Genomic DNA, 18475 nt, shown 5'->3' with positions numbered 1-18475 from the left:
ACACAAAAAACAGTTCTTATTCCCGGTATGTGTGATAATTGATATGGTTTCCAAAATAGACTTTATATAAGGAAAAATGAAAACAGTAATTATCACAGGAGGATCGTCAGGAATTGGGCAGGCTTGTGCTTTGGAGTATGGACGAAAAGGCTACAATGTAGTGTTTACAGGCAGGAATGATCAGCGGATCAAAGAGACGGAAGACTTGCTTAAGTCAAAGCAGATTTCGTTTCTGAGCCTGAATGTGGATGCTGCAAGTGAAGAAGGAGCGAAGGAAGTGATAAATGCCACTTTGACTAAGTTTGAAACCATTGATGTTTTGGTTTGCAATGCTGGTATTTCCATGCGAGCCCTTTTTGAAGAGGTAGAATTGAAAGTGTTTGAGGATGTGATGAACATTAATTTCATGGGGTCTGTGTATTATGTGAAATATGCCTTGCCTTATTTGTTGAAGTCTAAAGGTTCCATCGTTGCTGTGTCTTCTATCAACGGCCATAGGGGCACACCGGCTCGTACGGCCTATACTGCCTCCAAATATGCTATGGAAGGCTTTTTTGAGGCACTCAGGACAGAAGTAATGTATAGAGGAGTTCATATTCTCGTGGTAAGTCCGGGGTTTACTGGTACCAACATTCGAAATACGGCTTTGACCGCTGAAGGTAAAGTGCAGGGAGAATCACCACGGGATGAAAGTAAAATGATGACTTCTGAGGAGGTAGCTCAAATTATTTATAAAGGCCAGCAGAAAAAGAAACGTGATATTGTTTTGACTACACAAGGTAAGCTTGCCGTATTCTTAAACAAATGGATTCCTGCTGCTATGGACAAGATTGTATATAAAGTGATGGCTAAAGAACCGGATTCTCCTTTCAAATAAAAATCTTTATTATCAGGGCAAACGTATTTAAAAGAAAAAACTTCCTTACCGTACTGGTTGTGTTATCTTTTAAAGCCAGAGTCAACTCTAAAAAGACCACCCCTGAATGAATCAGGGGATAGTGTGAATTTTTAAATGAGATTGCCCTGTTCTTATTACCCCAGTTTTTTTACTTTGTCTTTTTTGATGTAGGCTTTTTCACCATTCCATAAAATTTCTAACCACGGACCATACTCTTCGAAGGTTTTCACCCGATGGCCTTTTTTAATTACTTCTATGAGATCCGACCCTGAAGAAGGTCCGCTCATGAGGTATGCATGATTTTCTATAATAATGGCTTCATTATTATCGGTACCATAATTAATAAAATAAAAAAGCAAGACTAAAGTGGCGGTTAAAAACAGAAAAGAAACTGTAGGCCTGTTTTGAGTTTTGTATTTTTTATAGAGAATGAAAGACAAGAAGAGAATACAGACTAAGAAGATAGAAATGATGATGGGTGTTTGATATTTATTTAGAAGGTTCAGGAAAAAAACTGAATCGTCAACTACAAATCCAGATAAATTGTTTTCTTCGGCTATTTCTTTCATTTTATTTCTGGCATTCTTGTCAGAGGTTTTTAGGTAGTAAAGGTTCAGGTAATACAACGCAGTGCTATAATCACCCAGTCCTTCTTTAATAAATGCCATTTTTAGTAGCATTTGTGCAGTTGCTTGCTGATTCCGGTCTAAAATATTTTCATAAATCCGGAAGGATTCTGTGTATTTTTTTTGCTTGAAAAGCGAGTCGGCAGTGCTTAAAGATTGTTGCGCATTTCCAGTTGAAATCAGGCTGAAAAAGAGTGAAAAAAATAATAGTATAAAATTGAAAGATTTATTTTGCATTTTGAATTTTAGATTTCTAAGTTTGCAACCGCAAAATAAGGGAAGGCATTGCAAATAGTAAAAAAATCCTTTGTTTTTTTGAAAGATTTGGTAGCTCAGCAGGTAGAGCATCTCCCTTTTAAGGAGAGGGTCCTGGGTTCGAACCCCAGCCAAATCACAACCCAAGACCATTTCAGAGCTGATTTGGTCTTTTTTTATGCCTTTTTCGGTATTTTTGATTTGTCCTATTTTTCTAAAAGGTTTCTTTACTGGTTTCTCCTAATTTAGCAGAAAGCAAACCATCGTTAAAGGGAAATTTAGAGCAGGTGGTGGCACAGCCTGGCCTTTTATGGTGACAGGCCCAAATTGGAGCACTGAAGAATTTTTAAACCAATGCAAATTTCTGGAAGTTTCCGGGGTTGAACTTTTCCCAATAGAGAAGTAGGCACTATTAAAGGAATCAAATAGAGTCTGTCTATAAAGTACGATCCACGCTTTACTAAGCTTTTAAAGATTGGTAAAGCTGTTAAAACAGTAAGCTTTAAGAATCCTGAAAGGCTTCTCAAAGCACATGATAGACAGATTCTAAATATGGTATGTGCCGCTAGCTGAAAAGAACAAAGTATCTATGGTACTTGAACCTCTAAACTCGATAGTTACAGAAAATATGAAAGGACACTCTGGTTATCAGGGGAATCACCTGGAAATCTGTATGGAAATCATTAAATTAGTAAGCTCTCCAGCTTTTCGATTGTTTTTTGATGTGTATCATATTCAAATTATGGATGGCAACATTATTGACAACATCAAAAAGTACATGGAGTACATTGGTCATGTACAAGTAGCAGAAGCCCGGATCGTGGAGAAATTGACGGTCAACAAGAAATAAGCTATCGTTTCGTGATGAAAACCCTTTTTGCGAATAGTTACAAAGGCTATGTTGGTCATGAGTGGATTCCCGACAATAATCCGGTATCAGGTCTTAAGGAGGCTGTACAAATTTGTGATGTTTAAAATTCTCTTTAATTTTCGCAAAAAAATATTATGCGAGTAAAAAATATAAGTTTACTATCTATTTCCTTCTGTTTGATTTTTCTGCTTCATGTGGGCTGTGACACTCCGAAAACAGAAGATGGTGGAATAAAATCAGTTGAAACCCGCCCCAATATTGTTTTTATTCTTGCTGATGATCTTGGTTGGAATGAAGTGGGTTTTAATAACAAAAACAATAAACTTACTCCAAATATTGACCAACTCAGAGACGAAGGTGTAAGTCTTACTCAATTTTATGTGCATGCTGTTTGCGCACCAAGCCGGGCTGCTTTTTTAACGGGACGATACCCCTTTAGAACATGGGCAGACTGGCGTTCGGAAGACTTTGGAAAACCCAGCTATCTTGCCAAATTAGGATTGGAACTTAGCAAAAACAGTGACGGAGAAGAAACCCGGAGAATTCATGGACTGGCTCCTGAAGAAAGAACTATAGCTGAGGCACTTAAGGAGCGAGGCTATTTCACTTCAATATCAGGGAAATGGGGGTGTGGTGAATGGCTACCCGGACATTTGCCAATGGGGCAGGGCTTTATGCATCAATACGGACATTATGCCTGGGGCATTGACTACAATAACTACACGATTCCACACAATGCGCCAGCCCGATTTGCTGTGTACGACTGGCATAGAAACCAGGAACCACTTAATGAACAGGGCTACAGTACTGACCTCATAGCAAATGAAGTTGTTCATTTGTTGGCCAATCATAGAAAAGAGCATGTTAATAAACCCTTTTTCTTTTATGTACCATTCAATGCGGTGCATGGCCCTCTTGAAGAAATTCCCAGATATACTGATACACACGAAAAACGCTATGCAGCTATAAAATGTCTTGACGATGCAGTAGGACGTATCCTTTCAGCTATTGATCAATATGGGTTTGATGATAATACTCTGGTTGTGTTCACCAATGACAATGGTGCCATTCGAGACAATATGAATGCACCTTATAGAGGTACTAAAAACACCAATTATGAGGGTGGTGTTCGAGTCCCTTGTGTGGTAAAATGGAAGAACAGAATACCTGACGGTAGTACAAATAATGAATTGATGCATATTACCGATTTTTATAGTACATTGATAAAATTGGGAGGGGCTTCTTTGGAGCAAGAAAGAAAGCCTGATGGAATAGATATGACTTCAGTATTGTTGGAAGGAGCAAAAAGTAAACGTGATGAAATCGTGTTTGAAGTATCGGGAAGTGTTCGTTTGCCTAGTATTAGGAAGGGTAATTATAAATTAACAGGTGATGAATTGTACAATATTGTTGAAGACCCTGCGGAGCAAAAGAATATAGCAACCGATAATCCTGAATTGGTAGAGAAACTAAAAAAACGAGTCACATCTGTAGGAAATGAACGCCCTCCTATGCCGGATATGAGCCTGTTAATGACGCCTGCTTTGCCTTGGGTTTATGGTCAGGAGGAAAATGCACATGCTCCGGATTGGGTCAAGGAAGCCATCACTAAGGTAAGGGAAACACAGCCAAAAGAATGGAAGAAAGGGGAGACCCCATGGCCTCAGGCTCCTAAGGACGGCAAAATCACTTATACAGGTGATGGAAGGTAACAGTCTGTTAGGACTTTTAGAGCTAAAAGGCAGAGGACAGTTGCAAATTTGATAATGGGATAAAAATTAAGAAAATAAATACGGATTACAAATTATTATAAAAAAACTATGGAAGATATTTATTTGGGAATAGGATCGAGAGTAAGGCACAGTGAGTGGGGTGTGGGCATAGTGGTACAGGTGACCAGCGATGACTATAAAATTACTTTTGTAAATCATGGCAACAAAGAACTTTCGAAGCATCAGGATGACCTTGAAATTATAGAGTTGGTAGAACCTGCTCAGGATTTGATTAGTCTGGAACTGGTAGAAAAAACACTTGAGAAGTTACTCTCAAATATTACAGATCAAACGGAAATTGTTGATCTGGGTGATAAATGGATCGGGGGTAAATTGGTTTTTCACCCGGGTAATTCTGATTTGAAACCTTACGAGCTGCCCATTGATAGTTTCTTTCATAAGATTGTGATGGTACGAGACAGGTTGAGGGTGATGGAACAACGTGTCAATAGTTCAGAACTTACAGACGAAGAAAAAGTTAACCTTCAGCAGTATATTACCAGAATCTACGGAAGTTTAACCAGTTTCAATATTCTCTTCAAGTACCGAGAGGAAGGCTTTAAGGGAAGCGGTAAATAGATTGGTTATGTTCACTTCTGGTATTAATCCTCAACCTCTGAGCTGGAAGCTATTTGGATTCCCAGTTGTTTGTAAATAAAGCTAAGCAACCAAAGTGGGCCAACAAGCAAAAACTGAATGTCTTTAAAAAAAGAAGGTTTTGCTCCTTCTACTTTATGACCTATGAATTGACCTATCCAGGATACCACGAAAATGATCAATGATATTTTCCAGGTAGGGGCGAGGTGCATTTGTTCTACAATGTTGGTGATAACCAGAAATCCGGTGAGTACACCTGCCATTCCGTAAAAAAGTGGCGGAGATAGTGTGAAGTAATAGAACAAAGCAAGTAGTGTTCCTACCAAAGCCCAGTTGAGGTAAGTAGTGTCGGTATATGGAAATAGGTTAGTAAGAGGGGTGGATGGTATAGACCATAACAAGCCAATAATGCTGTAAACAATAAGTGGTACGCATATCCAGTGCACTACTTTGTTAAAAGTGTTTTGATGGCTTTCTCCATACTCATCCAAAAGTTGTTCTACTTTATTCATGTTTTTCTTCTTAAATTTTTAGAGCAGTGCTTAAAACTAAAGAGTTGCTGCAAATTTCTTCTCAATTTAGTTGTTTGCTGCAAAACTCCCATTACTTGAAGCCCTAACATCCAATTTTGTGTCAAGAACGATTGTGCTATGGATGAAATTATTCATTTCCTGATCAAAATCTATTTCTTCTACAAGTTTTTGCATGGCCAGCTTCCCCATTTCATAGCAGGGTTGTCTTACTGCCGTAAGTGAAGGAATCATAAGTTCTGCTATAGGGTTTTCGCTAAACCCTACGACAGCCACGTCGTTTGGGATTATTCTGTTGATACTCATAGCGTAGAATATGGTATTGACAGAAGTCAGGTGATTGGCACAGAGGATGGCATCAGGAGGATTTGATGCATGTAGTATTGACTTGGCGGCACGGTAGCAGTCCTGCTGCGTAAGATCAGTTTTTTCTATAATCGAATCGTCAATGGGCATGTTATGATCTATTAGTGCTTGCTTGTAGCCACCTAATCTTTCTTCAAATATCTGACGCATCAATGGACCTCCTATGTATCCAATATGCTTATAACCTTGCTGGATCAAATGGGAAGTTGCTTTGTGAGCACTTGAAAAGTTATCCACCATTATTTTGGTTGTATTGGGTAATTCCAATCCTACCCTGTCAAAAAACACAACTGGAATGTCTGCATCTATGGCTTTTTCAAAGTGCTTTAAATCAGTAGTTTCCAGTGCCAGTGAAACGATGATACCATCCACTCTGCTAGACATGAGTGTATTGATATTGGCTTGTTCTTTGAGATAAGAATCATGAGACTGACAGATCATTACAGAATAACCCATCTCAAAAGCAGTGTCTTCGATACTTCTAACTGTTTGTGCAAAAAACTCTCTATTAATCTGCGGTACTATTACACCTATCGTTTTGGTCTTATTAGTCATAAGCCCGGAAGCCAAAGCATTTTTTTGAAAGCCGAGTTTCTCAGCCATTTGCTTTACTTTTCTGGTCGTATCAGCACTTATCTTTGGATTGTTATTTAAAGCTCTGGAAACCGTAGAAATGGACACATCGAGTGCCTTTGCTACATCATATATGTTGATTTTCTTTTTGATCATTTTTGAATTTAACGCAGTTAATCAAAGTGTGTGTGCAACCATAGTTAAATATACAGGTCAATTTTTTGAAGATTACAAGTATAGTTATTTATAGTAAACTTCTAATTTATAAAATATAATTAAGAATAGGCAAGCGCTTGCAGAATTTAAAATCAAGGACTACTTTTGGAACAACAAAATGGAATACTGGTTAAATTGTTTGAGCAATATTTCGGTAGCTCTGTGAGTAAATTAACTATACATCATACAAATTATGAAAAGCAATCATTCAATGAGGAAATTTATTTTATTCATATCTATGCCAGGAGCAGATATTGTTCTAGACACTATTGATCGAGCAAATAAGAGTTTTAGCTGATTCAATTCTTTTTCTCAAACAAAAAATGAAAATTATTTACAATAACAAAAAATTCTTGCTGATTACGATCTGTTTATTGTTGGTAGGCTTGCAGGTTGTTCAGGGACAGCAAACAGAGAAGATTTACCTTTCAGGGACAGGAGCAGAAGACACTAAGACTTGGGATTTTTATTGCTCCGATGGAATGAATAGTAAAAAACGGGCGACCATTGAAGTGCCATCTTGTTGGGAGCAGCAGAGTTTTGGTGCTTACAACTATGGACACATGCCCTTTGAAGAGCGTATAAATGAAACTGGATTGTACAGACATACTTTTAACGCTTCAAAGAGCTGGAGTACTCAGCAAGTCAATTTGGTTTTTGAAGGAGTGATGACTGATGCATTGGTCAAAATAAATGGAAAGTCAGCAGGAGCAGTCCATCAAGGTGCATTCTATCAATTCGAGTATGATATTTCCAAACTATTGAAATACGGGAAAGAGAACAGTCTGGAGGTTTTGGTAAAAAAGCATTCAGAAAATGAGTCTGTTAACCAAGCGGAAAGAAAAGCAGATTTTTGGGTTTTTGGAGGAATATTCAGACCTGTTTATCTCGAAATCAAACCAAAAGAAAATATCCGGAGAGTGGCCATTGATGCAAAAGCTGACGGAACTTTTAAAGCAGATATTTATACTTCCAGTCTGAAAAAAGCTGATCTATTAGAAGTTGAAGTGCAAACTATTGATGGAAAAACCATCAATTTTTTTTTAGTAAAACCTTCAGAAGAAACTACCAGAATAGAGAATAAAGTTGACAATCCTGCTACCTGGAATCCCGAGTCTCCAAATTTATACCAGGCGATATTCAGGTTGAAATCATTGGGTAAAACAATTCACCAATATTCAGAGAAATTTGGTTTTCGAACGGTGGAAGTCAGGGAAAATGATGGCATTTATGTTAATAATGTCAGGATTAAATTTAAAGGAGTCAACAGGCACACTTTTCATCCTAAATACGCCAGAACATCGTCAAAAGCTTTGAGTATTGAAGCAGTAAGTTTGATGAAGGAGATGAATATGAATGCGGTAAGAATGTCTCATTATCCACCGGAAAAGCATTTTTTGGATGTATGTGATTCGTTAGGATTGTTTGTGTTAGATGAACTTACAGGCTGGCAAAAACCTTCTTATGATGAGGATGCAGGGCGCAAACTTTTACGGGAAATGATCGCCAGAGATGTAAATCATCCAAGTATTGTACTGTGGGACAATGGGAATGAAGGAGGCTGGAATACCAAGCTGGACAATGATTTTGCAAAGCTTGACATACAGCAAAGAAAGGTTTTGCATCCATGGGAAGATTTCCGTGAAACGAACACACAACACTATGTGGACTACAATTACCTGGCACTTGACGGATACAGCAAACGTAAAATATATTTTCCCACCGAGCTTTTACATGGGTTGTATGATGGTGGCCATGGTGCCGGATTGGAAGACTATTGGTTGCGGATGTGGAATCATCCACTTTCGGCAGGTGGTTTTTTATGGGTATTTGCTGATGAAGCAGTTGCCAGAACGGATATGGATGGTCAGTTAGATGCTGATGGTAATCATGCGCCAGATGGAATAGTTGGACCATATAATGAAAAGGAAGCCAGTTTTTATACCATCAAAAAAGTATGGAGTCCGATATATTTCGAGAAACGATATATTACTTCCCAATTCAACGGTATTTTTAATATTGAAAACAGATACCATTACACCAACTTAAATGAGTGTTCATTTTTAGTTGAATGGTTGACCTATCCATTGCCTAATCAAACTGGTGTAGAGAAAATTGTTTATACGGAAAATATAAAAATGGATTTAATGCCTGATCAAAAAGGGAAGTTTCAGGTGTTTTTACCAACTGATTGGGAAAAGTCTCATGTGTTGAAAATAACAGCAAAAAATGCATTAGGAAGTGATATTGCAACGTGGACTTACCCTGTTCAAACTCCACTATCTATTTCAAATCAATTGATGGTGGAGGGAGAAGGGTCAGAGGTTACCCTCGTTGAGGATGAGAATAAATATCAGGTAGAGGTTAAAAACCTTATATATACCTTCAATAAGAAAAACGGACAATTACTTTTGGTGCAAAGGGATGATGATATGGTGCCATTAAAGGATGGGCCTGTTTTTGTAAGCCGTAAAAAGGAGGTTGAACAAGTTGAAACTATCAAGAATAACGATGGTTCTGTATCCATCAATACTGTATTTGCTGAAAACAAAGATTCGGTGAGTTGGGTCATACAAAAAAGCGGACTTCTAGAGTTAAATATTGCTTACGAACCGCAGGATACATCTCCTTATGCCGGGATTAGTTTTTCATTTCCTGAGGAGAATGTTTTAGGTATGAAATGGATGGGTGAGGGGCCTTATAGAGTGTGGAAAAACAGGATGTCAGGTACAAATTTTGGTGTTTGGCAAAAGAAATATAACAATACATCTACGGGATATTCGGGGTTCGAATACCCTGAATTCAAAGGCTACCATGCAGAAACATATTGGGTCGATGTGAAAGGGAAAAATAATTCTGGATTTAAAGTTTATGTAAAGTCCAACGACATATTTTTCAGAATACTTACTCCTGATCAACCGGAAGATGGGAGAACAACGAAGGTTGATTTTCCAGTAGGAGATATTTCATTTTTACATGGTATAAATGCGATTGGAACCAAATTCAAAGACAAATCTAATCTGGGGCCACAATCTTCGGATTATTCTTTCAGGCCTTCCAGGATTGATGGTAAGAAATTGCGTATGAGTTTGGTGTTTGATTTTGACAATTGATTTACCTGGCTATTTCATAGTATATTGTTTGAAGTTTGCAATAAGTTGATCAATAGTAAACAAGCGCTTGCAAAATATTAAATATGGCACTACTTTTGACTCAAACGGCAATAACAATTACTGTATTCTGATTACCAAAAGAGTTTGGTATTTAGGAAAGTATTTTCTTTTTTATTGAACACTAATTTTAGCACAACATATATGAATCACATTATGAAATTAAGTTTACTTTTTATGTCTCTGATTTTAATTGGGTACAATGGAGTCAGTCAAAAATCTCCGGAAATAAAAATCGTTCCGGATGAGGCCAAGCAGAAAATAGATGTTCTTGTTGATGGAAAATTATTTACCTCATACATCTACCCAAATGAAATTATGAAGCCCGTACTTTGGCCTGTGGTTACTCCCGGAGGAAATGAAGTAACAAGAAACTTTCCCCTAAAAAATAAAGCTGGAGAACGTGTCGATCATCCACACCATGTAGGTATCTGGTTTAACTATGGTGATGTCAACGGATTGGATTTCTGGAATAATTCTGAAGCCATTGCACCGGAAAAATTAGATGGTTATGGTACCATTAGACATCAGAAAACCAAGAAAATAAAAAGTGGTACAGGAGAAGCGTCTTTATCTACTACATCAAAGTGGAATGATAACTCTGGCAACACTTTGCTGGATGAGTCCACACAATTTAAATTTTCAGCAACTGAGAATGTGCGTATTATTGACCGTACAAGTACTTTGACCGCTAAAGTTGATAAAGTTACTTTCACTGACAACAAGGAAGGAATGTTTGCTATAAGGGTAACCCGTGAATTGGAACTTCCAAGCGACAAAGCTCTGGAGCTTTCAGATTCTCATGGCAAGATCACTAAAGTAGCTTCTCCCGACAACTCAAACGTATCAGGCAATTACCTGAGCAGCGAAGGAATAGAAGGAGGGGATGTATGGGGAACCCGTGCTACATGGATGAAATTATCCGGCATAATGAATGGTGAAAAAGTAGCCATTGTTATTTTTGATCACAAAGATAATGTTGGTTACCCTACTTACTGGCATGCCCGTACCTATGGGTTGTTTGCTGCCAATACTTTGGGGCAAAAGATTTTTTCCGATGGAGAGGAAGAATTGAATTTCAGTCTGAAAAAAGGAGATTCAGTAACATTCAAGTATAGATTGGCTGTCTTTACCGGCGATCCAACTGTTGATGAAATCGAAAAGTTGGCTCAATCCTTCCAATAAACCTTAATTAAAATAATTTAACAATACGAAATACAGAATAGACATGAGTGACAGACGAAGTTTTATCAAAAAGACAGCAGTAGGAGCGGCTGGAGTGGCTTTGGGGGCGACAGCATTTTCTGCAAAATCATACGGAAACATATTAGGAGCAAACGACAGGATAATACTCGGATCGGTAGGAATCAGAGGTAGGGGAGAAAGTTTGTTAGACAATTTCTCCAAAATGTACAACGATGGTGTAATGGTCAAAACGATTTGTGATGTTGATTCACAATTTTTTGCCGAAAGAGCAAAAATGGCCGGAGAGAATCAAAAAGGCAATAAGCCGGGTACAGTGACAGACATGCGCAAACTTTATGAAGATAAAGAAATTGATGCTGTAGTTATCGCAACACCTAATCACTGGCATGCATTGGCAGCTATTTGGGCTTGTCAGGCAGGTAAGCATGTTTATGTTGAAAAACCAAGTTCTCACAATGTATGGGAAGGTAGAAAAATGATTGAAGCAGCCCGGAAGTACAACAGGGTTGTTCAGGTTGGATTTCAAAACCGATCTATCAGCAATGTAATGCAGGCAATGAATTTCTTGCACGATGGTGGTATAGGTGAAGTATATATGTCTCGCGGAACTTGTTTCAAACCACGTGATTCTTTTGGAATTGCTAAAGACAGTAATCCTCCGTCAACTTTAAATTATGACCTGTGGTTAGGGCCTGCGTCTTATCGTCCATACAACGAGAAAAAAGGACATTATAACTGGCACTGGCACTGGGATACCGGAAATGGAGATACCGGAAATCAGGGCCCCCACCAATTTGATGTAGCACGTTGGGGGCTAAACAAAAAAGTTCACCCGGTTAAAGTTCAGTCTATGGGTGGTATATATGGTATTTCTCCAAAAGAATGCTCTCAGGAAACTCCTAACACTCAAATTTCAACATTTGAGTATGCAGATGGAAAAATACTGGAATTTGAAACACGTGGAAGATATACCAACGCTGAGTCAAATGAAGGCATCAAAATCGGGAACATGTTTTATGGCACTGAAGGATGGATGGAAGTGAATGGTAGCACCTGGAAGGCATATAAAGGCCGTGATAAAGAACCATTTGCCGGATCTGACATGGGAGCAGGTGCTGCTGTTGGTGGAGATCAGACGTTCCGTACTGCACCAGACAGTAAGGGTCACTTTGGCAACTTTATAGATGGAGTTCGTTCTGGAAATCGTTTTGATTTGAACTGCGACATAGAAACAGGCCACATGTCAACTGTTCTTCCTCACATTGCAAATATTGCTATGAGAGTTGGGGAAACTTTAAAATTCAATGGTGAATTTGAACAATTCATTGACAATGAAGCAGCAGATTTAATGTTGACAAGAAAGTATAGATATCCTTATATTGTTCCAGAAAGTGTATAAGCTAATAATTCAATAGAAATAGTTAAAATAGCAGTCAGAATTTTGACTGCTATTTTTTTACCATTTTACTTTTGAAGTTTTCAATTGCCTTTTTTGAGAAATCAGAAAGCACCAACTTTCCACTGATAGCTGCTTGTTCGCTCAATAACTCATTCCAATTTTCAGTGTTTTTCCAAAACATCTTTTTCAATGAGCGCATTGCTTCGGGGTTGGAGCGGCTAAGTTGAACAGCTAATTTGTTCACCGCCTCGTCTAATTCATCCGTGGTTTCATATACCTCGGCATACAGTCCCTTGGATTTCGCCCATTCAGGATTTTTCCATTCTGTAGCATTTATTGTCAATTGAGACAAAGCAGAAAATCCAATTTTTCTTTCCACCACCGGAGCTATTACAAAAGGCCCAATCCCTATTGTTAACTCACTAAGTTTAATCATCGCAGAGGTACACGCCAGGCAATAATCAGCAGCAGCAGCCAATCCTACACCACCTCCAACTGTTTTTCCCTGAACCCGGCCTATCACCAGTTTAGGACAGAGCCTGATTGCGTTGATCACATTCGCAAATCCAAGAAAGAAATTGTGTCCCATCTCAAAATCAGATATAGAAATAAGTTCATCGAAATTCGCTCCGGCACAGAATGCTTTATTTCCACCACTTTTTAGTATAATTACTTTGATGCTGTCATCTTTACCTGCATTGGTTAAGGTATGAGTGAGCAACTCTAAAAGTTGGCTTGGCAGTGTATTGCTTTGTGGGTGTGTAAATGTGATGGTGCCGATATTATTTTCGACTTCTAATGTTACATTTCCTTTTTCCATTGTTAAAAATAGTCATATTAGAAATAAAACTCCTTCTGTATTATTCTCAATAATGTCACCCATATTTGTGTTGAGTGTGTGTTAACCAAAATCAATGAATTTCAAATCTAACTACTGAATAAAATGTTAAAAAAGTGGATTCCTTTGGTATCAATAGTCTTGATTGCTTGTCAGTCTCAACCTAAGATAGAAAATATTGAAGAAGTGGCAATTATTCCTCAGCCAACATCTCTCACATTGGGGGATGGGTATTTTGTGATCAATGACAAAACCGAATTGTTGCTTTTGGGAGAGGTGTCAGAGATCAGCCCTGTGGTCAGGTATTTCAATTCAGTACTTGAAGGAAGTTCGGGGTTTGCATTGTCTGTTGACAATACTACGGAGAATGAAATTCAGGAAAACAGCATTCTTTTAGAATTGAAAGCAGGAAATAAAAAAAGTGAGGCTTATACGCTCAATGTGACTGACAAAGGAATAGCGATAAAAGCAGAATCTGCTTCGGGTTTGTTTTATGGAATACAATCTTTGAAACAACTAATGCCTACTCAATTGTCGGCAGGAACAGTTCAAAAGGATATTCCGGTAGTGATACCTGCTGTTTCAATTATAGATGAACCACGTTTTGGCTGGCGAGGCTACATGCTCGATGTTTCGAGGCATTTTTTCGGCGTGGAAGATGTCAAAAGGGTATTGGATTTTATGGCTGAAATGAAACTCAACCGTTTTCATTGGCATTTGGCAGATGATCAGGGATGGCGTATTGAGATAAAGAATTATCCTAAACTGACCTCAGTAGGAGCCTGGCGAATGGATTATAATGTTACCGATGAGTCCATTTCAAATTGGTGGGGACGGCCAGTCCAGCAACCAGGTGAGACGCCTACTTATGGTGGATTCTATACTCAAAAAGAAATTAAAGAAATTGTTGCTTATGCTAAAGCACTTTTCATAGAAGTGGTACCGGAGATTGATATGCCCGGACATTCTCAGGCTACTATTGCTGCTTATCCTGAAATATCATGTACAGGCGGCCCATTTTATGTGGCCACCGGTGGTGTGTACAAAGACAATACTTATTGTCCCGGCAAAGAAGTCACCTTCAAGTTTGTAAGAGATGTGTTAGGAGAAGTAATGGATTTGTTTCCTTTTAATTATATCCATATTGGTGGGGATGAGTGCAATAAACTCTCATGGAAAAAAGATCCTGATTGCCAAAGGAGGATCAAAGATGAAGGTTTGTTGGACGAGCATGAATTGCAAAGTTATTTTATCAAACGGGTAGAAGATATAGTGAATGCTCGTGGTAAAGATATGATAGGTTGGGATGAAATACTGGAAGGTGGTTTGGCTCCAAATGCTACTGTAATGTCATGGAGAGGTGAAAAAGGTGGAATAGCAGCAGCCAGAGCCGGGCATGACGTAATCATGACTCCCAACAAGTATTGTTACCTGGATTTGAAGCAAGGGCATGATGATCTGGAGCCAAATCTTGGTTATTCATACAGCTTTCTTAAGGATGCTTATGAGTACAAAATCATTTCGGATAGCTTGACACAAGAGCAGGGCAGGCATGTACTTGGCGTTCAGGGTAACTTATGGACTGAATCAATTGGAGATTGGGGTAAATTGACTTATATGACTTTTCCCAGATTATATGCGATAGCTGAAAATGGCTGGACGGCTGAGAAATCAAAAAACTGGATGGGTTTTACAAGGAGGTTATTGCCACAGTTTCGACGCTTGGATGCAGAAGGAGAACGCTATGCTACCAGTGCATTCAATGTATGGATAGAGCATGAAGGAAATAATGGTGGAATAGATATAAGCATGAAAACAGAAGTAGAAGGACTTGATATTTATTATACTCTGGATGGAAGCATTCCTACAATGAATTCCAATAAATACGAATCAACCTTTCCTATTGATAAAACTACAGTGATTAAAGCCACTACTTTTTTGGATGGGGTGCAGATTGGAAATATATCAGAAATGAGTTTCCCGGTTCACAAAGCCTATGGAGCTCAAGTGGTTTACAATTCACCAACATCAAAGCAGAAGAGTACGGCAGGGGTTAGTGCATTGGTGGACTTGAATTATGCGAAGTTGAATGCCGGAGATCCGGCATGGCAGGGTATTAACGGAGACGTAGAGTTGGATGTTGTTTTTGATACACTGACTGAAATTGAAAAGTTTAAAATGACTACTTTACGCATGACCATCAGTGGAATCTATCTTCCTGAGAATGTCGAGGTTTATGGTTCAAAAGACGGGAAATCATTTACAAAGCTGGGTGAAACAGAACAGATTCTTGCCAGTCACACTCAGGGAAGAAATAAAGTGACTACTGAAGTGAGTTTTCCGAAAACAATTGTTAAAGCTATGAGGATAAAAGCAAAAAGCGTTAACCCAATTCCTGAAGGGCATCACAGGGCAGGAAGTGCTTCAAGAATATCAATTGATGAGTTGGTTGTTTATTAATCAGTAGAATTAACTTCTCTGTATTTTTAAAATGAGAGAGGGCATGGTTACACCTTTATCTCATAATAGTCAGAATATTTTCATCAGACGGCAAAAAAAGTATTATAAAGGGCGCAATAACTTGTAGAGAATTTTCATATCAAATCTTAGTTTTGAAGGTTAAAGTCAGTGCCTGTTTTATTAGTAAAAATCAGAACGGAAGAATTAGAATCTATTTCAAAATGATTCTTGATTTACTCATTTGTAGAGAGTAAAGAATTGATTTTTTTGGAGCTAAAATAAGCTATAACTATACTATTTATGAGAAACAATTTACTCATCATTTTTGCTTCAATTATCTTTTTATTATCTGGATGTCAACCGGAATCATTAGAACTTTATATAAGTCCAAACGGGCAACCTGACAATGAAGGAAGCAAAGAATCTCCTTTTAGCAGCGTTCAGGATGCTTTGGCGGAAGTAGAGAAGTTTCAGGGGATTCAGGCAACTATTCACATGGCTTCTGGAGAATACAGACTTGATGCGCCAATTGAAATTTCTCCCAAAATGAATGGCGTTAAGATTATTGGAGCTGGTGAAGTAGTAGTGAAGGGCTCTAAAGTGCTTGACTTGAATTGGAATCAATACGAAGGACAGATCATGGTAGCCGATGTGTCGAAGCAAGCCAATTTCGATCAGTTTTACGTGAGTGGAAAACAGCAAATATTGGCCAGGTATCCCAACTATGATGAAGAAGGGGGACATTGGCAGGGGCATGCGGCAGATGCAATTGATCCTGTGAGAATTCAGGGGTGGAAGGATCCTGTTGGTGCTATTGTGCACGCCATGCACAGCGGTGAGTGGGGTGATTTTCATTATACTATTACTGGTTTGAAGGAAAATGGTGAGCCTGTTTTATCCGGTGGTCATCAAAACAACCGCCCATCCGCAATGCATGAAAAGTATAGAATGGTCGAAAATGTTCTGGAAGAACTTGACAGTTCGGGCGAATGGTATTTGTCCGATGACAATAAGCTGTACTATTGGCCGACTGAAGGCATTGATATTGAAAAAGCTGTTTTCGAAGGGGTAACACAAAAGCATTTGATCAATATTTTGGGAATAGAAGACAATCCTGTAAAAAACGTAACGATTGAAGGCATTCGATTCGAACATGCGCAAAGGACATTTATGGAAAAATATGAACCTTTGTTGCGTAGTGATTGGACTATGTATAGAGGCGGAGCTGTTTTTATTGAAGGAGCAGAAAATGTGTCAATAAAAAATTGTGAATTTACCAACCTTGGAGGAAATGTCATCGTGGTGAGTAGGTATAATAGAGGAGTTGAAATCAGAGGAAATCATATTCATGATTGCGGAGCAACAGGCATCACTTTTGTTGGTGATCCGAGTGCAGTACGTTCTCCTTCTTTTCAGTATAGTCAGTTTGTGCCAATTGCCGAAATGGATACAGTTAAAGGCCCTGCTAACAATCAATATCCGGCACAATGCGTTGTGGATGATAATTTGATTTACAGAACCGGACGAATTGAGAAACAAACTGCGGGTGTTCAGATATCTATGGCGATGGATATTACTGTAAGCTACAACAGTATTTACGAAGTTCCCAGAGCTGGAATCAACATCAGTGAAGGTACCTGGGGAGGACATATTATTGAATTCAATGATGTATTCGATACTGTGTTGGAATCCGGCGATCACGGGTCTTTCAATTCCTGGGGTAGAGACAGGTTTTGGCATCCTGACAGGGGCAGGCTGGATCAATTGACAGACAGCCTACCTGACATGCCAAAATGGGATGCTATTCATACCACCATTATCAGAAACAATAGGTTCAGATGCGATCATGGTTGGGATATTGACCTGGATGATGGTTCATCCAATTATAAAATATACAATAACTTATGTTTGAATGGTGGAATTAAACTGAGGGAAGGTTTTTATAGAACTGTTGAAAACAATGTCATGGTAAACAATGGATTTCATCCTCATGTTTGGTTTAAAAACAGTGAAGACGTATTTAGACGAAATATTGTATTGTCTGGGCATGCTGACATCCGATTGTCAGGGTGGGGGAAAGAAGTCGATTACAATTTGTTTCCGGATGAAGTAGCATTAAAAGATGCGCAATCAAAAGGAGTAGATCAGCACAGTGCGTATGGCGATCCTCTCTTCATTGATGCCGGGCACGGTAATTTTAATGTCAGGGAAGAGTCTCCAGCTTTGAGCATTGGGTTTAACTATTTTCCAATGGACGATTTTGGGGTAAAAAGGAGTGCTTTGAAGCAAATAGCCAAAACACCTTTCATTCCCTTAGTATGGTCGGTTTCGGATAATAGTTCTAAATCTCTGAAAATGAATTGGCTGGGTGCTGAGATTAAAAATATTGAAACGATGGCTGAGCGTTCTGCTTCAGGATTGAGTAAAACAGCGGGAGTATTGATTTTGACTATCGATGAAAACTCTGTGGTTTCAAATTCCGATATTCAAGTTGGAGATGTGGTTATCAGTTGTGAAGGTGTAGAAATAGAGGGCATTCAAGGGCTAATGAAAGCTTATCAGGTACACAATTGGAAAGGAAGATTGAACCTGAAAGTCTTTAGAAATCAAAAAAGTATGCCATTGGTGTTGCATACGAAAAAATAGAACGAATTTTAATAAGTAACCTGAATTGATGATCGATTATCAGGAACGAGAT

At 38.6% G+C, this 18475-nt stretch carries 13 protein-coding genes and 1 tRNA gene; 10 read left to right on the top strand and 4 right to left on the bottom strand.

Annotated features, from left to right (window positions below; all coding sequences use genetic code 11):
* Positions 1 to 76: 76 nt before the first annotated feature.
* Positions 77 to 877 carry an SDR family oxidoreductase gene (locus AAOP42_RS11365; protein ID WP_349528633.1) on the top strand — a complete coding sequence of 267 codons (801 nt, stop codon included), beginning with the start codon at positions 77 to 79 and terminating at the stop codon, positions 875 to 877.
* A 155-nt stretch (positions 878 to 1032) separates the two neighbouring features.
* On the opposite strand, the gene AAOP42_RS11360 is transcribed toward AAOP42_RS11365, so the two are convergent.
* Entirely contained in the window at positions 1033 to 1566 is a 534-nt protein-coding gene (locus AAOP42_RS11360; protein WP_349528632.1) for an SH3 domain-containing protein, read from the bottom strand.
* A gap of 279 nt (positions 1567 to 1845) precedes the next feature.
* Here AAOP42_RS11360 and AAOP42_RS11355 point away from each other — a divergent pair.
* The 4 genes from AAOP42_RS11355 (at position 1846) to AAOP42_RS11340 (ending at position 5001) form a co-directional block, all read left to right on the top strand.
* Positions 1846 to 1918: transfer RNA gene (locus tag AAOP42_RS11355), tRNA-Lys, on the top strand.
* Positions 1919 to 2338: 420 nt separating this feature from the next.
* Complete coding sequence (locus tag AAOP42_RS11350) at positions 2339 to 2629, top strand: TIM barrel protein (RefSeq protein WP_349528631.1); 291 nt, start codon at positions 2339 to 2341, stop codon at positions 2627 to 2629.
* A 155-nt stretch (positions 2630 to 2784) separates the two neighbouring features.
* Positions 2785 to 4362 carry an arylsulfatase B gene (locus AAOP42_RS11345; protein WP_349528630.1) on the top strand — a complete coding sequence of 526 codons (1578 nt, stop codon included), beginning with the start codon at positions 2785 to 2787 and terminating at the stop codon, positions 4360 to 4362.
* A gap of 108 nt (positions 4363 to 4470) precedes the next feature.
* Positions 4471 to 5001 carry a DUF8685 domain-containing protein gene (locus AAOP42_RS11340; protein ID WP_349528629.1) on the top strand — a complete coding sequence of 177 codons (531 nt, stop codon included), beginning with the start codon at positions 4471 to 4473 and terminating at the stop codon, positions 4999 to 5001.
* Positions 5002 to 5024: 23 nt separating this feature from the next.
* Here AAOP42_RS11340 and AAOP42_RS11335 read toward each other — a convergent pair whose 3' ends face one another.
* The gene (locus tag AAOP42_RS11335) at positions 5025 to 5531 is read right to left on the bottom strand and encodes an Mpo1 family 2-hydroxy fatty acid dioxygenase (RefSeq protein WP_349528628.1); all 507 of its coding nucleotides are present in this window, start codon (positions 5529 to 5531) and stop codon (positions 5025 to 5027) included.
* A 66-nt stretch (positions 5532 to 5597) separates the two neighbouring features.
* Complete coding sequence (locus tag AAOP42_RS11330) at positions 5598 to 6644, bottom strand: LacI family DNA-binding transcriptional regulator (RefSeq protein WP_349528627.1); 1047 nt, start codon at positions 6642 to 6644, stop codon at positions 5598 to 5600.
* A 383-nt stretch (positions 6645 to 7027) separates the two neighbouring features.
* Between AAOP42_RS11330 and AAOP42_RS11325 the strand changes: the two genes are divergently transcribed.
* The 3 genes from AAOP42_RS11325 (at position 7028) to AAOP42_RS11315 (ending at position 12479) form a co-directional block, all read left to right on the top strand.
* Entirely contained in the window at positions 7028 to 9817 is a 2790-nt protein-coding gene (locus tag AAOP42_RS11325; protein ID WP_349528626.1) for a glycoside hydrolase family 2 protein, read from the top strand.
* Positions 9818 to 10030: 213 nt separating this feature from the next.
* Positions 10031 to 11059, top strand: coding sequence for a DUF6807 domain-containing protein (locus AAOP42_RS11320; RefSeq protein WP_349528625.1), 1029 nt, complete (start codon positions 10031 to 10033; stop codon positions 11057 to 11059).
* A gap of 43 nt (positions 11060 to 11102) precedes the next feature.
* Positions 11103 to 12479 carry a Gfo/Idh/MocA family oxidoreductase gene (locus tag AAOP42_RS11315; protein ID WP_349528624.1) on the top strand — a complete coding sequence of 459 codons (1377 nt, stop codon included), beginning with the start codon at positions 11103 to 11105 and terminating at the stop codon, positions 12477 to 12479.
* 49 nt (positions 12480 to 12528) lie between these two features.
* Here AAOP42_RS11315 and AAOP42_RS11310 read toward each other — a convergent pair whose 3' ends face one another.
* On the bottom strand, positions 12529 to 13299 hold the full coding sequence (locus AAOP42_RS11310) for an enoyl-CoA hydratase/isomerase family protein (RefSeq protein ID WP_349528623.1): 771 nt from the start codon (positions 13297 to 13299) through the stop codon (positions 12529 to 12531).
* A gap of 123 nt (positions 13300 to 13422) precedes the next feature.
* Between AAOP42_RS11310 and AAOP42_RS11305 the strand changes: the two genes are divergently transcribed.
* Positions 13423 to 15777 (top strand): beta-N-acetylhexosaminidase, encoded by a 2355-nt coding sequence (locus AAOP42_RS11305; RefSeq protein WP_349528622.1) that lies wholly within the window; start codon positions 13423 to 13425, stop codon positions 15775 to 15777.
* A 300-nt stretch (positions 15778 to 16077) separates the two neighbouring features.
* The gene (locus tag AAOP42_RS11300) at positions 16078 to 18423 is read left to right on the top strand and encodes a right-handed parallel beta-helix repeat-containing protein (RefSeq protein ID WP_349528621.1); all 2346 of its coding nucleotides are present in this window, start codon (positions 16078 to 16080) and stop codon (positions 18421 to 18423) included.
* Positions 18424 to 18475: the final 52 nt, after the last annotated feature.

It is taken from the genome of Reichenbachiella sp. MALMAid0571 (assembly GCF_040151475.1).
Classification (GTDB): Bacteria; Bacteroidota; Bacteroidia; order Cytophagales; family Cyclobacteriaceae; genus CAXBNB01.
This window is presented reverse-complemented; position numbering and strand designations above follow the sequence as displayed.

Excerpts from the sequence above, each read along its gene's own strand:
- AAOP42_RS11365 (WP_349528633.1), top strand. The coding sequence starts at position 77 with ATGAAAACAGTAATTATCACAGGAGGATCGTCAGGAATTGGGCAGGCT.
- AAOP42_RS11360 (WP_349528632.1), bottom strand. The coding sequence starts at position 1,566 with ATGGCATTTATTAAAGAAGGACTGGGTGATTATAGCACTGCGTTGTAT.
- AAOP42_RS11345 (WP_349528630.1), top strand. The coding sequence starts at position 2,785 with ATGCGAGTAAAAAATATAAGTTTACTATCTATTTCCTTCTGTTTGATT.
- AAOP42_RS11340 (WP_349528629.1), top strand. The coding sequence starts at position 4,471 with ATGGAAGATATTTATTTGGGAATAGGATCGAGAGTAAGGCACAGTGAG.
- AAOP42_RS11335 (WP_349528628.1), bottom strand. The coding sequence starts at position 5,531 with ATGAATAAAGTAGAACAACTTTTGGATGAGTATGGAGAAAGCCATCAA.
- AAOP42_RS11330 (WP_349528627.1), bottom strand. The coding sequence starts at position 6,644 with ATGATCAAAAAGAAAATCAACATATATGATGTAGCAAAGGCACTCGAT.
- AAOP42_RS11325 (WP_349528626.1), top strand. The coding sequence starts at position 7,028 with ATGAAAATTATTTACAATAACAAAAAATTCTTGCTGATTACGATCTGT.
- AAOP42_RS11320 (WP_349528625.1), top strand. The coding sequence starts at position 10,031 with ATGAAATTAAGTTTACTTTTTATGTCTCTGATTTTAATTGGGTACAAT.
- AAOP42_RS11315 (WP_349528624.1), top strand. The coding sequence starts at position 11,103 with ATGAGTGACAGACGAAGTTTTATCAAAAAGACAGCAGTAGGAGCGGCT.
- AAOP42_RS11310 (WP_349528623.1), bottom strand. The coding sequence starts at position 13,299 with ATGGAAAAAGGAAATGTAACATTAGAAGTCGAAAATAATATCGGCACC.
- AAOP42_RS11305 (WP_349528622.1), top strand. The coding sequence starts at position 13,423 with ATGTTAAAAAAGTGGATTCCTTTGGTATCAATAGTCTTGATTGCTTGT.
- AAOP42_RS11300 (WP_349528621.1), top strand. The coding sequence starts at position 16,078 with ATGAGAAACAATTTACTCATCATTTTTGCTTCAATTATCTTTTTATTA.